This is a genomic window from Wolbachia endosymbiont (group A) of Gastracanthus pulcherrimus (genome assembly GCF_964028265.1).
GTDB lineage: Bacteria > Pseudomonadota > Alphaproteobacteria > Rickettsiales > Anaplasmataceae > Wolbachia > Wolbachia pipientis.
The window spans coordinates 1,289,076-1,302,378 of sequence record NZ_OZ034763.1 but is presented as its reverse complement, the minus strand read 5'-3'; the positions used below and the strand labels follow the sequence as shown (position 1 = coordinate 1,302,378).

Sequence of the window (13,303 nt, the reverse complement as noted above, 5' to 3'; positions counted from 1 at the left end):
ATATAGACTGGTGGAGGCAAGCGGGATCGAACCGCTGACCTTCTGCGTGCAAAACAGATGCTCTACCAGCTGAGCTATACCCCCAGGTAATTCTTGCTTAAAGCATAAATCACTCAGGCTGAAATGCAAGAAATATTTATCTATTAGGCTATTGCTAAATAGCGTACAAATTCTGCAGGGTGTACACACTTCTCTATTTTTTTGTCTCCTTAGCGTTATACGTCACACCATCCAAATAAATCTGTGAACTGAAAATTAACAAGAAGTTTTCCTTTGGAAATTTTTTTAAATTATTCATAGATTTTTTAACTAAATTATCACTAACGCAGTATATTATATAATTTATTTAACCACACATGAAAATTTTAGTTTGATTAAAACGGATAAAAACTGTATTGATGTTTAGTATAGCTGAAAAATGAAATGATCCCGTAGCTCAGCCGGTAGAGCAACTGACTTTTAATCAGTGGGTCACGCGTTCGAATCGCGTCGGGATCACTCACAAATTTTGAAAAACATGCTAAAAGAACAAGACAAAATATTCACCAACCTAAATGGTAAAGGAACTCCACTACTTGAGGGTGCAAAAAAACGTGGTAGCTGGCAAAAAACAAAGGAATTACTGGATTTAGGATCAGAAAAGATCATTGATGAAGTAAAGAAATCTGGTTTGAGAGGTCGAGGGGGTGCAGGATTTTCCACCGGCCTTAAGTGGAGCTTTATGCCCAAGAATCTTCCAAAAGCATATTTAGTAGTCAATGCAGATGAGTCAGAACCTGGTACATGTAAAGATAGAGATATATTGCGATATGAGCCACATAAGTTACTTGAGGGAATTCTCCTAGCCGGCAAAGCGATCAGCGCATCAGTTGCGTATATTTACATCAGGGGTGAATTTTATAATGAATATTTAGTTCTGAAAAAAGCACTTGAGGAAGCCTATAAAGAAAACTTAATTGGAAAAAATGCCTGCAAATCAGGTTATGATCTTGATGTATTTATCCATAGGGGTGCAGGAGCTTACATATGTGGAGAAGAAACAGCTCAACTTGAATCAATTGAAGGAAAAAAGGGCTTTCCTCGCATGAAACCTCCATTTCCCGCAGGTGTTGGACTTTTTGGCTGTCCAACCACAATAAACAACGTTGAAACTATAGCCATGGTTCCAGATATTCTAAATCGCGGAGGAGAATGGTTTGCATCTCTTGGTAAACCAAATAATACTGGTACTAAGATTTTTTGTATTTCAGGACATGTAAACAACCCGTGTAATGTTGAAGAAGAGCTCGGAATTCCACTACGTGAATTGATTGAAAAATACGCAGGTGGAGTGCGAGGGGGTTGGGATAATTTACTTGCTGTAATACCTGGTGGGTCTTCAGTGCCATTAATTCCAAAATCTATATGCGATACTATTGAAATGGATTTTGATTCATTAAGAACTGCACAATCAGGGCTTGGTACTGCTGCTGTAATAGTGATGGATAAATCAACTGATATAATAGCTGCAATAGAGAGGTTATCACACTTTTATATGCATGAGTCCTGTGGACAATGCACACCATGCCGTGAAGGTACTGGATGGATGTGGAGGATTATGAAGAGGATGGTGGCAGGAGATATTAAGCCTGATGAAATAGATAAGCTGCTTGACCTTACAACTCAAATAGAAGGACATACAATTTGCGCGCTTGGCGATGCTGCAGCTTGGCCGATTCAAGGATTAATAAGACATTTTCGCCATGTTATCAAAGAGAGAGCGATAATTTAACTTTACTTATACTTCTTAAGCCGTTTTGCTACTTAGCAACCAGAGCTAAAAAATATTGATTCCCTTCTCTTTTAGGTGCCAATTCTACCTTTGCGATATCTTCAGTGTCTCGAATTAGCCGTTCTAATTTTTCCAGTCCAACTTCAGTGTTTATAAGCTCTCTCCCTCTAAATCTCATTGTGACTTTAATTTTATGTCCGTGGGCAAGTAAGTCTCTTGCTTGACGCAATTTTGTTCCGTAATCGTGATCACCAATATTGGGACCCAGTTTAATTTCTTTTATAGTTAATGTTTTTTGTTTCTTTTTTGCTTCACTTGCTTTCTTTTTTATATCATACTTTTGCTTGCTATAATCCAGAATTTTACATACTGGAGGGGTTGAATCAGGTGCAATTTCCACCAAGTCTAAACCAACACCCTGTGCAAATTCCAAAGCTCGTTCTATTGGCACGATTCCGACCATTTCACCACTATGATCAACTAAGCGTACCTCCTTAGCTGTGATAAATCCATTAATTCTGTTTTTATTGTTCTTTTTAACTTGCAAACTTTAACTCCCTTAATTCAAATTAATACTTTTTAACAGCGATTCATTAGCCTTTTCCAAAGAAAAAGACTCCTGTCTTTCCGATCCTAAATTTCTTACTGACACAGTTTTACTTGTAACTTCATTTTTGCCTACAATCCACAATATAGGAACCTTGTTTAGACTATGCAAACGTATCTTATAACTAATTTTTTCATTGGTCAAATCAGTCTTGACTCTCACACCTTGTTCTTTTAAAATATTGCTAATTTCTGTGGCGTAACCGTCAGCTTCGTTTGTAATGGTCAGAATAGCAAGTTGCGTTGGAGCAAGCCAAACTGGAAATTTTCCTGCATAATTTTCTATCAAAATTCCAATAAAACGTTCAAAAGTTCCAAGAATTGCCCTATGTAACATGACAGGGTGATGCTTGTGTCCATCTGCCCCTATATAAAAAGCTCCCAGACGTTCTGGTAAAATGAAATCAACTTGTAATGTTCCACATTGCCAGCTTCTGCCTATTGCATCTTTTAAAACAAACTCTAGCTTTGGACCATAAAATGCACCTTCACCAGGGCTCAGTTCATAACTTAAGCCCGCTTCTTTAACGGCTTCAAGCAGCGCTTTTTCAGCTCTATCCCATACTTCATCATTACCTGCTCTAATATCTGGACGGTCTGAAAATTTCACAGAAATTTCATTAAATCCAAGCTCTGAATATACTTCTTTTAAAAGGTCACAAAACTTTATAGTCTCAGAATTCACTTGTTCTTCCATACAAAAAATGTGTGCATCGTCTTGCGTAAAACCACGCACTCGCATCAGTCCGTGCAATGAGCCTGAGCTTTCATTTCTATGGCATATGCCAAACTCTGCCATACGTATCGGTAAATCACGATAGCTTCTGGTGTGAGAATTAAAAATCTGCACATGACAAGGGCAATTCATAGGCTTTATTGCTAACTTTTTATTTTCAGACTCGTCAACAACGAACATATTTTCACGAAACTTATCCCAATGTCCAGATCTTTCCCACAGCTCTTTACTTACTAAAATAGGAGTTTTTACCTCAAAATAGCCATTATTTATTAGCTTCTTTCTGATGTAAGACTCAAGAACATTATATAGAATATATCCTTGTTCATGCCAAAAAACCTGCCCAACAGCTTCCTCTTGAATGTGAAATAAATCCATATCCTTAGCAATTTTGCGGTGATCACGTTTTTCTGCTTCTTTGAGGCACTCAAGGTAAGCGTTTAATTCATCCTTATTTCTCCATGCTGTACCATATATTCGCTGCAACATTGGGCCCTTTGCATCACCTCGCCAGTATGCACCCGCTACTTTCATAAGTTTAAACGCTTTAACTCTGCCGGTTGATGGTGAGTGCGGACCACGACATAGGTCAATAAAATCACCTTGCCTATAAACAGTTAGGTTTTCACCCTCTGGTATGGATGAGATAATATCAACCTTATATTTTTCGCCTATACCACTAAAGAAATCAATTGCCTGCTTGCGAGTCCAAACTTCTCGAACAAATCTGTGGTTACTTTTTACAATCTCTTTCATTTTCTTTTCTATTGCGGTAAGATCGTCCGTAGTGAAGGTACGACCTGTAGCAAAATCATAGTAAAAACCGTCCTGAATTGTTGGGCCGATAGTAATCTGAGTATTAGGAAATAGCTCTTTCACTGCCTGTGCCATTATGTGAGCAGCATCATGCCTTATTATATCTAAACCCGCTTCGTCACTCAGTTGTATCACCTCTATCTCTGCATCAGCTTCAATTTCACGTGAGAGATCATGCAACTCACCATTTACCTTAAAGGCAATTGCTTCTTTCAAAGCATCTGGTTGTAATATATCAAAGCCAATGACTTTACCACTGTATTCTTTTACTTTTTGTTCGGTTGAAAAAGTAATCCTAACCATAAATAAACCTATACGGACATGTAGCTTGAAGGCGGTTTGCTTCTTCCAACGGTGTCATCCCAGTGTCACGCACATAGCCATACGAACATTCATTTTCGAAGGTAAATTGCACAGCAAATGGTGTCATTCCAGTGCTTGACACTGGAATCCAGCTTTTTTGTAATTTCATTGAAAATGTTGTATAGTGTGCTTGTTCACAATCAATTTTACTGGATCCCAGTGTCAAGCACTGGGATGACACCTTTGTGTTTGAGGCAAAACAGGCTATAACATTTAACATACTGCCCTCGCAAACAAATGTTCGTACAGTTGTGCATCAGCTACTGGGATGACACCACCCCTAGTGGGCACTGCCCCTAAATCATAATGGATAACAGGGTTATAAGCTCTGAACATTAATAATAAGGCCTATTCTTTTTTAACCTGAGTGCAATTGCGTCTTCCCAAACTTCACCATTACGCAATAACTTTTCTTTATTGTACATTAGCTCCTCTCTTGTTTCAGTAGCAAATTCAAAGTTAGGACCTTCAACAATTGCATCAACTGGACATGCCTCTTGGCAAAGTCCGCAGTATATGCATTTTGTCATATCAATATCATAGCGCGTGGTGCGGCGACTACCGTCTTCTCTTTCCTCTGCTTCAATAACTATTGCTTGAGCAGGGCAGATAACTTCACATAATTTACAAGCTATGCATCGTTCTTCACCGTTTGGATACCTACGCAACGCATGCTCACCACGAAACCTTGGACTTAAAGGGCCCTTCTCCATAGGATACCTCAAAGTAACCTTTGGCTTAAACATATATTTTAATGTAATAACAAACCCTTTAATTAACTCTACAAAAGACCAGTACCAAGCTAATTTCTTGAGCATAAAATATTTAAAACTTGTGTCAGTCATTATAAATCATATTATCAGTTTTCAAAATAAATATTTTCACCTGGGTGACTTTTTAGGTATTTTGGTTTCTTAAGTGTAATATTGCTAAGTAGTTTATATAAATAATGACAAACACAAATGAAACTATTTTCGCTTTATCGACCGTATTTGGTAAGTCAGGAGTTGCAGTAATCAGAATTTCAGGCAACTACGCGCTTAAAGCTTTAAATCATTTTCATATTAAAAAAGAAATTAAACCAAGATTTGCTACTTTAGTTGATCTATATGATGATTCCAGTCAATTGATAGATAATGGAATAATCATCTATTTCCCTGCTCCAAACAGTTTCACTGGCGAGGACGTTATAGAGTTACAAGTGCATGGAAGCAAGGCAGTTATAAAAATCATCTTGGAGGAATTATCAAAAGTTTTCGTTATGGCCAAGCCTGGAGAATTCTCACTTAGGGCTTTTCTAAATGGTAAATTTGACTTAACGCAAATAGAAGGGATTGCAGACTTAATTGATGCTGAGACGAAAATGCAAGCTAAACAAGCGATTAAGCAGATATCAGGAGAATTGGAGAGACTATACAGCAATTGGAGGCAAAGATTAATAACGATACAATCCAAAATCGAAGCATATATAGACTTTCCAGAGGACATTTGGGCAGAAAAAAGTGAATTGGAAAAAATTAATAATGAAGTGCAATCTCTCGTGCAGTTGATACAAGAGCATTTAAATGATAATAGACGGGGCGAAAGGTTGCGTGAGGGTTTACATATTGTAATAACTGGTGAACCAAATGTCGGTAAATCAACTCTGTTTAATTTCTTAGCCAAGCGTGATATTGCTATTGTTTCTGAATATGCAGGCACAACAAGAGATATACTTGAAGCTCATATTGACATTGGCGGATACCCAATCATTCTCTCTGATACTGCTGGAATTCGTGAAAGTTCAGATCCAATAGAATTAGAAGGTATAAGTCGAGCGAAAAAGAGGTCTTTTGAAGCTGATTTAAGAATAGAGCTATTTCCTTTTGAACAACGACACGATGTCAATTATCAAGCCACAGGCAATATACCATCTGTCGTTGACACACAACTATGCAAATATTGTAATCAACAAACGGTGTCATCCCAGTGCTTGACACTGGGATCCAGATATAAAAATACTTGCAAATTATGCAATAGACAATGGATTCTAGAAACATGTGCTGAAAACAATGTTCATGATGAGATAAGCTGGAAACCAGTGTCAGCTACTTGCATGACATCAGACCAAAATGACACCATTTATGTATTGAGCAAAGCTGACGATGTTATCAATAATCACAATATAAAAATTAATGGCATAGATCTTTTACCCATTTCTATTCTAAAGGAAATAGGTACAAACAAATTGATCTCTCTCATAAAAGAGAAGGCAGGGGAAAAATTTGGGCATGATAGAGACACTCCTGTAATCACTCGGCAAAGACATAGGAATCACATGAAGAAAGCACTGGAACATTTACAACGTTTTAATATCGATAATCCAATTGAGTTGATATCTGAAGATTTGAGGCTTGCTGCATTTGAACTTGGTGCAGTGATTGGGATTATTAATGTTGAGGAAATATTGAGTAGTGTGTTTAGCAACTTTTGCGTGGGCAAGTAAAGCTTTTATAGATTGCTTAAAATCAAATGTTGTGATAGAAAAGAAATGGACGGATGGCCGAGCGGTTTAAGGCACCAGTCTTGAAAACTGACGTACGTGATGAGCGTACCATGGGTTCGAATCCCATTCCGTCCGCACAGCATCTCGCTATGCTAGCTGATTTTTAGAGCTTATTTGGACTATGTGGTTCATAACGCTGGAAATCTTATCTAATCTAGCCACATCTTTTAAAAATACATCCCTTTGTAAATTGACCTTGTTAGCGAAGAAAGCTAATATCTATAAATAGATCACCATCTGAATATGGAACCCGATATAGTAATAATAGGTGCAGGACCTGTTGGAATATTCACTGCTTTTCAAGCGGGAATGCTTGATATGAAATGTCATATAATAGATGTTTTGGATCAAGCAGGAGGACAATGCACAGCTCTTTACCCAGAAAAGCCAATATACGATATACCTGGTTATCCTGTAATTACTGCCCAAAAATTAATTGAGCAGCTAATGGAGCAAGCTTCGCCATTTAAGCCTATTTACCATTTAAGTCAAAAAGTAGAAAAGATTTCAAATAACGAAGGTGAAAACTTTACTATCATAACGAGCATAGGTACAGAGGTAAAATGTAAGGCTGTTATTGTTGCTGCAGGTAATGGAATGTTTGAACCTAACCGTCCACCCTTAAGTGGTATATTAGAATATGAAAATAAATCTGTATTTTACAGTGTAAATAAAATTTCTGATTTTCAGGATAAAACTATAGTCATTGCAGGGGGGGGTGATTCTGCGGCTGATTGGACTGTAGAACTTTCTAAAGTTGCAAAGAAAATTTATGTGATACATAGGAGAAAGGAATTTCGCTGCACTCCTGAAACTAGAAATAAATTAGAATCACTTGAAATTGATGGAAAAATAGAACTGGTAGTGCCATATCAATTACACGAACTAGCAGGAAGTAATGGGCAGTTGAGCGCAGTGATAGTAAAAAACATTGCCTCTAAGGAAGAAAAAGAAATATCCGCTGATTTTTTGCTGCCATTTTTTGGACTGTCAATGAATCTTGGTCCAATAAACAATTGGGGTATACAGTTAGAACATGGCCGCATAACTGTCGACCCAGCTACACTTAAAACCAGTAGAGATAGGATATATGCAATCGGAGATATAGCTATTTATTCAGGCAAACTAAAATTAATACTAAATGGTTTTGCTGAGAGCGCAATGGCTTGTCATAACATATACAAAGTAATCCACAATTCTCCAGTCAATTTTCAATATTCAACTTCAAAGGGAATTCACGGGAAAGAAAAACTTCCTTGACAAACCTCGCCAGCTCCCTTATCATGAAACTGAAGTTATTGTATTTGCTTTCGCCAATCTGCAGATTAAAAGGTAAGGATTACTTAATGTATCGGCGTCTTATGTTCAATTTTTTGCAGTATATAGATACTGTATGTCTTTACAAAACTTCATCTACATCTAGATTTTTATCTAAATAAGCTGAACGCGCTTATAAAGCGTTACAAGACATCAAAAAATGCCAATACTCGACAGAGATAGTAAAAGACTAGCTAACTCGGGGATTCTTTGTCTTTTTTTCTGCTTAGTAAATTTCTTAAACATTTGCAGCGTAAGTTAGTTGCAATTAAAAGCAGCTGAATTTCGCTTGTCAAGCGTTTAAAACATAAAAAACGCCAATATTTTAAAGCGGATAATAACCCCAGGGCTTCTTTTGCCTTTTTTTTCATTTGGTAAATTTCTTAAATATTTGTGGCTAAACGACAACCGTCATCCCGCTGCTTGTTAGCGGGATCTAGAGATACCGCGAATGAATCGCGGTATGACGTAGGACTGCTGTCATTCCAGTGCTCCTTTTTTTGTCATCCGAGTAGCTGACACTGGGATGGCTTTGTTGCATCGCTAGCTATGATGGATTAAAGATAAAAAAGATAGGGAATATCAGTAGCTTATTATTCTGGTATTTATAACAAGAACGGTCAGTGAATACCTAAATTTGAGTAAAAGAAATTTCACTACCACTCACTAATCTGGCTAAAATTCAAGAATTTCAATGCTTTAGCTATTTTCAATAGAATTAAATTTATTAATATAAATAACAAATTACTATTCTTAAATTTGATCAGATTGATTGCAAAAAAACAAGATTTTCAATAGGTTGCTTATAATCCTAACTATAGTTAGCCTTTCATAAGTAGCGATGCAACAAAGCCCACTGGGATCCAGGAAACTTAACTTTACACCAGGTGAATGTACAATAAGAACTGGATTCCAGACTGGAATGACACCGAAGGGGCTACTGGGATGACAGGAGAAAGAGGCACTGGAATGACAAAGAGGGTACTTGGATGACAGGAGGTAATGCAGGAAGTCTAATAGTGCAGCAACACGGAACCCCAGGTCAGGCCTGCACCTATTGAAATCAGCAGTGCCAGGTTTCCTAATTTTATTTTTGATTTTTGTATTGCATAATCAAGTGCTAGTGGGATTGATGCTGCTGAGGTATTTGCATGTTGATCAACGGTATTAATCACTTTCTCTATAGGGAAATCTAACTTCTTTACTACTGCTTCAATAATACGAATATTTGCTTGATGGGGAATGAGCCAGTCAATATCAGTAATTTTCAAATTATTGCATTTCAGAGTTTCCTCTATTAAGGCTGTTAACTTATCCACTGCATGTTTAAACACTTCTCTTCCATTCATGTATATTTTTCCAGAATCACCAGTAGAGGATACCCCTCCGTTCGTACATAGTATGTCCAAATTGCCATCAGAGTGTAAGTTTGTTGATATGATGCCGCTTCTACCCATTTCTGATTTCATCACCACTGCACCAGCACCATCACCAAAGAGTATACAAGTTGATCTATCTTCCCAATCAACAATCCTAGACATTATTTCAGCACCTATAACTAGTGCATATTTAATGCTATTGTTAGATTTGATAAGCGAGTCTGCGATTGTAACTGCATATATAAAACCAGAGCATGCTGCTTGTACATCAAAAGCAAATGCGTTTTTACATTTTAACTTACTTTGTACAATCGTTGCACAGCTAGGAAAAGTTTTATCAGGCGTTGTTGTGGCAACTATGATTAAATCAATTTCATCTACTGAAATTTTAGCTTTTTCTATAGCACTTTTTGCTGCATTTACAGCTAGATCTGACGTTAGTTCTCCTTCATCTGCTATATGCCTTTGAACTATTCCTGTTCTCTGCCTTATCCATTCATCGCTCGTCTCAACTATCGATGCAATTTCGTTGTTACTCAACATTTTTCTTGGTAGGTAAGATCCAGTGCTTAATATGAAACTTTTATTCAATATGACTTACCCCGTTAATTATCTTTTGATTTAAATTTTCACTAATTGCATTCACTGTAAATTTTATGGCATGGGCAAAAGAAATAGCATCAGAATTTCCATGACTTTTAATGATGATACCATTCAGCCCTAAAAACATAGCTCCACTTCTAATTTTGGGATTAAAACGTGTTAAAGCTCTATTTAGTTTGGATTTTAACAACAGACCAACAAGCATCTTTGTTGCCCATGAGCTCAGTACTTCCTGCTTTATTAGATTGATAAAAGTATTAGCGGTTGCCTCAGCCGTTTTGAGCATTACATTGCCAACAAAACCATCAGCAACAATCACATCTATATTGCCCTCTAAAAATTCACTTGCCTCTATATACCCTTTGAAATTAATGCCTGGAGCGTTTTTAAGCAACTCAAAAGCGCCGCGCACTGAGTCATTACCTTTAACTTCTTCTGTGCCGATATTTAGCAAAGCAACTTCAGGATTATCAATTTTTAGCGCTACTTTTGCAAATATATTTCCCATTAATGCAAATTGAAATAATGAGTCGGCATTACAATCGACATTTGCACCAAGGTCAAGCAAAGCAAAGCTTTTTGTTTTAGTTGGACAGATAGAGACAATAGCAGGACGATAAATGTTTGGTAATGTTCCTAAAATAAATCTGGAAATTGCCATCAATGCTCCGGTGTTGCCTGAAGACACCACTCCGAAAGCTTTACCTTCTTTCACTGCAACAATTGCAGCTTTCATACTTGAGTCTTTACGATGTCTCAGCGCAAAAGATGGCTTATCATTTGCAAGGACATTGTCAGAACAATGAGTAAATTCAGAATTGTTACTTACTTTTTTATATTTCAAAAGCAAAGGAGATACTTCTTCCTTATCTCCATAAATATGAAAAAAAACTTTAATGCCTGGGTCAACAAGGTTGTCTAAAAAAAAACCAGCACCCTGAATTACGGAAAGAGGCGCAAAATCGCCCCCCATAGCGTCAAGTGCAATAACTATATTATTATTGACCGTAGGTAACATATCATAATAGTCACTCCGCCTGTTGCTTAATGAAAACCCGTTTTCCTTTGTAACTGCCATCAACTGCTACGTTATGAGGCAACATGAATTCCCCAGTTGTTGAACACACCACAATATTCTTAGGCTGAATAGCATGATGAGAACGATGCATATTACGCCTTGACTTTGACTTTTTTCTTTTTGGAACTGCCAAAATTTCCTCCATTCTACTACAAAATACAATACATTAGTAACATGTTTTTTACAGGAAGTAAACAGGGATAGTAAAATAAGTAAGGTTTGCTTATGTAATTGAGTTCTATAGCTAAAGTGGCTCTACAATTTGAAAAACCGTCATTCCGCTACTCGTTAGCGGAATCTATACCGCGAATGAATTGCGGTATGACGTAGGGAAACCTTTCTTGGGTTAAGCTTTAAATTAAAACATCAAGTATATTGAACTTAAAACATATCTCAGCTATACTTTGCGATAAAGTTAATAAAATCAGTAACTCTAGCTAAAATGAATACAAAGTGAGCTTTTTTGATATAAATAGTGTTAGAATAATTGGTAGGTACTTTATCAATTTTTTGTTAAGGCTTGGTAGTGCATTCATATTTTTTATTCAATCTCTATACCACTGCCTTGTGCCACCATATTATTTTAGCAACATAGCAAGACAAATTATAGAGATAGGCTTTTTCTCTCTGCCAATTGTTGGGCTCACTGGAGTTTTTATAGGAGCGGCAATAGTTTTACAAAGTAGCTTGAGTGACCCATTAATTAACCAAGAACAGATAATACCCAAACTTGTTACGATCACTATCATTAAAGAGTTAGGACCAGTTTTGATCAGCTTAATAATGGTAGGAAAGGTTGGATCATCAGTTGCAGCAGAAATTGGTACGATGCGCATCACCGAGCAAATAGATGTCCTTACAACTTTGAACATCAACCCTTTCAAATATTTAATTGCACCAAGGATTTTAGCGTCAATCATAGTATTTCCCATACTTACAGTATGTGCAGATTTAATAGGAATATTTGGAGGATGTATCACTGCAGTCTTCGAATTTAACCACAATTTAAATATATACATTAAACACACAGCTCAGTTCTTTAATACGTATGATTTTATAACTGGGCTAATAAAAGCAACTGTATTTGGCGCCATAATTTCTGTCTCAAGCTGCTATTACGGTTACCATTGCAAAGAAGGTGCACGAGGAGTAGGTGTTGCTACAACATCAACTGTTGTTTTATCGTCCATACTGATCATTTTAGCAAACTACATGATTACTTTGATACATGCGTAACCCCATAATATCAATATTGAACTTAAGCTTATCTTTTGATGATAGGACAGTACTAAAAGATCTAAATTTTGATATATTAAAAGGGGAATCATTAGTCATACTTGGTGGCTCAGGAAGCGGCAAATCTGTATTAACAAAAACAATTATCGGCTTGCTTGCTCCAGACTCAGGGTCTGTTAAAATAAATAGTAAAAGCAAAAATAAATTTGGGGTTTTATTTCAAAATTCCGCTTTATTTGACTACGTTACAGTGTGGGAAAATATATCTTTTAATTATAAAAAGCGCTTTAATATCAGCAAAAAAGAGGCAAAACAGCTAGCAATCGAGAAGTTAAATGATGTTGGACTGGAGGAAAGCATAGCAGATATGTTTCCAATAGAGCTATCAGGTGGAATGAAAAAAAGAGTGGCACTTGCAAGGGCGATTGCACACAACCCAGAAATCATTATTTTGGATGAACCAACTTCAGGATTGGACCCAATTATGTCAGATATAGTAAACGAGATAATAATAAAATTATCTAGAGATCTTAACCCTACAATTATCACGATTACACATGATATTCATAGCGCATTTAAAATAGCTGATAAAATAGCAGTATTATATGAAGGGGAGATCATTTCCCATGGAACTGTTCAGGAAATACAAAATACTAATAACGAATATATAAAAAAATTCATTCATTATATATAGCTAAAGATATATACACTATTGCTAACAGTCATATTTTTAAGTTTTAACTTTGTAAAAGGTAGTGAACATTGGAATTCAGATTTTTTTCAAACTGGATCCTATAGCTAACACGTCATACCGCGATTCATTCGCGGTATCTCGGCATAGATTCCGCTAACT

Annotated in this window: 13 protein-coding genes and 3 tRNA genes; 7 read left to right on the top strand and 9 right to left on the bottom strand. The window is 36.7% G+C overall.

The window, feature by feature from the left end; all coding sequences use genetic code 11:
* Positions 1-8 precede the first annotated feature (8 nt).
* Positions 9-84 (bottom strand) — tRNA-Ala (locus ABWU47_RS06765).
* 341 nt (positions 85-425) lie between these two features.
* Here ABWU47_RS06765 and ABWU47_RS06760 point away from each other — a divergent pair.
* Positions 426-498, top strand: a tRNA-Lys gene (locus tag ABWU47_RS06760).
* A gap of 19 nt (positions 499-517) precedes the next feature.
* Positions 518-1,771 carry an NADH-quinone oxidoreductase subunit NuoF gene (gene nuoF, locus ABWU47_RS06755; RefSeq protein WP_077188376.1) on the top strand — a complete coding sequence of 418 codons (1,254 nt, stop codon included), beginning with the start codon at positions 518-520 and terminating at the stop codon, positions 1,769-1,771.
* Positions 1,772-1,799: 28 nt separating this feature from the next.
* On the opposite strand, the gene infC is transcribed toward nuoF, so the two are convergent.
* From infC to nuoI, 5 genes are read right to left on the bottom strand one after another with little or no spacing between them, the layout of a single operon-like run.
* Positions 1,800-2,318, bottom strand: coding sequence for a translation initiation factor IF-3 (gene infC, locus ABWU47_RS06750; protein WP_006279610.1), 519 nt, complete (start codon positions 2,316-2,318; stop codon positions 1,800-1,802).
* 12 nt (positions 2,319-2,330) lie between these two features.
* Positions 2,331-4,232, bottom strand: a complete 1,902-nt coding sequence (gene thrS, locus ABWU47_RS06745) for a threonine--tRNA ligase (protein ID WP_236514389.1) — start codon at positions 4,230-4,232, stop codon at positions 2,331-2,333.
* On the bottom strand, positions 4,225-4,512 hold the full coding sequence (locus ABWU47_RS06740; RefSeq protein WP_049973587.1) for a hypothetical protein: 288 nt from the start codon (positions 4,510-4,512) through the stop codon (positions 4,225-4,227). Before ABWU47_RS06740 ends, thrS begins: the two co-directional genes overlap by 8 nt.
* Positions 4,506-4,628, bottom strand: a complete 123-nt coding sequence (locus tag ABWU47_RS06735; RefSeq protein ID WP_265023594.1) for a hypothetical protein — start codon at positions 4,626-4,628, stop codon at positions 4,506-4,508. The genes ABWU47_RS06740 and ABWU47_RS06735 overlap by 7 nt, the downstream gene beginning before the upstream one ends.
* Positions 4,628-5,110 (bottom strand): NADH-quinone oxidoreductase subunit NuoI, encoded by a 483-nt coding sequence (nuoI, locus tag ABWU47_RS06730; protein WP_038199316.1) that lies wholly within the window; start codon positions 5,108-5,110, stop codon positions 4,628-4,630. Before nuoI ends, ABWU47_RS06735 begins: the two co-directional genes overlap by 1 nt.
* Before the next feature lie 131 nt (positions 5,111-5,241).
* Here nuoI and mnmE point away from each other — a divergent pair, with 131 nt between their 5' ends.
* From mnmE to ABWU47_RS06715, 3 genes are all read left to right on the top strand, one after another.
* Positions 5,242-6,777 (top strand): tRNA uridine-5-carboxymethylaminomethyl(34) synthesis GTPase MnmE, encoded by a 1,536-nt coding sequence (gene mnmE, locus ABWU47_RS06725; protein ID WP_077188378.1) that lies wholly within the window; start codon positions 5,242-5,244, stop codon positions 6,775-6,777.
* 47 nt (positions 6,778-6,824) lie between these two features.
* Positions 6,825-6,912, top strand: a tRNA-Ser gene (locus tag ABWU47_RS06720).
* A 168-nt stretch (positions 6,913-7,080) separates the two neighbouring features.
* Complete coding sequence (locus tag ABWU47_RS06715; protein ID WP_077188379.1) at positions 7,081-8,097, top strand: NAD(P)/FAD-dependent oxidoreductase; 1,017 nt, start codon at positions 7,081-7,083, stop codon at positions 8,095-8,097.
* 1,070 nt (positions 8,098-9,167) lie between these two features.
* Here the strand turns inward: ABWU47_RS06715 and ABWU47_RS06710 are convergent.
* The 3 genes from ABWU47_RS06710 to rpmF are packed head-to-tail and all read right to left on the bottom strand — an operon-like array spanning position 9,168 to position 11,347.
* Positions 9,168-10,124 (bottom strand): beta-ketoacyl-ACP synthase III, encoded by a 957-nt coding sequence (locus tag ABWU47_RS06710; RefSeq protein WP_077188381.1) that lies wholly within the window; start codon positions 10,122-10,124, stop codon positions 9,168-9,170.
* Positions 10,117-11,154 carry a phosphate acyltransferase PlsX gene (gene plsX, locus ABWU47_RS06705; protein ID WP_077188382.1) on the bottom strand — a complete coding sequence of 346 codons (1,038 nt, stop codon included), beginning with the start codon at positions 11,152-11,154 and terminating at the stop codon, positions 10,117-10,119. Before plsX ends, ABWU47_RS06710 begins: the two co-directional genes overlap by 8 nt.
* Before the next feature lie 10 nt (positions 11,155-11,164).
* Positions 11,165-11,347 carry a 50S ribosomal protein L32 gene (rpmF, locus tag ABWU47_RS06700; protein ID WP_065094662.1) on the bottom strand — a complete coding sequence of 61 codons (183 nt, stop codon included), beginning with the start codon at positions 11,345-11,347 and terminating at the stop codon, positions 11,165-11,167.
* A gap of 320 nt (positions 11,348-11,667) precedes the next feature.
* Here rpmF and ABWU47_RS06695 point away from each other — a divergent pair, with 320 nt between their 5' ends.
* Both ABWU47_RS06695 and ABWU47_RS06690 read left to right on the top strand, forming a co-directional pair.
* Positions 11,668-12,450, top strand: coding sequence for an MlaE family ABC transporter permease (locus ABWU47_RS06695; protein ID WP_077188383.1), 783 nt, complete (start codon positions 11,668-11,670; stop codon positions 12,448-12,450).
* Entirely contained in the window at positions 12,443-13,144 is a 702-nt protein-coding gene (locus ABWU47_RS06690; protein WP_006279859.1) for an ABC transporter ATP-binding protein, read from the top strand. Before ABWU47_RS06695 ends, ABWU47_RS06690 begins: the two co-directional genes overlap by 8 nt.
* The last annotated feature ends 159 nt before the right edge of the window (positions 13,145-13,303 follow it).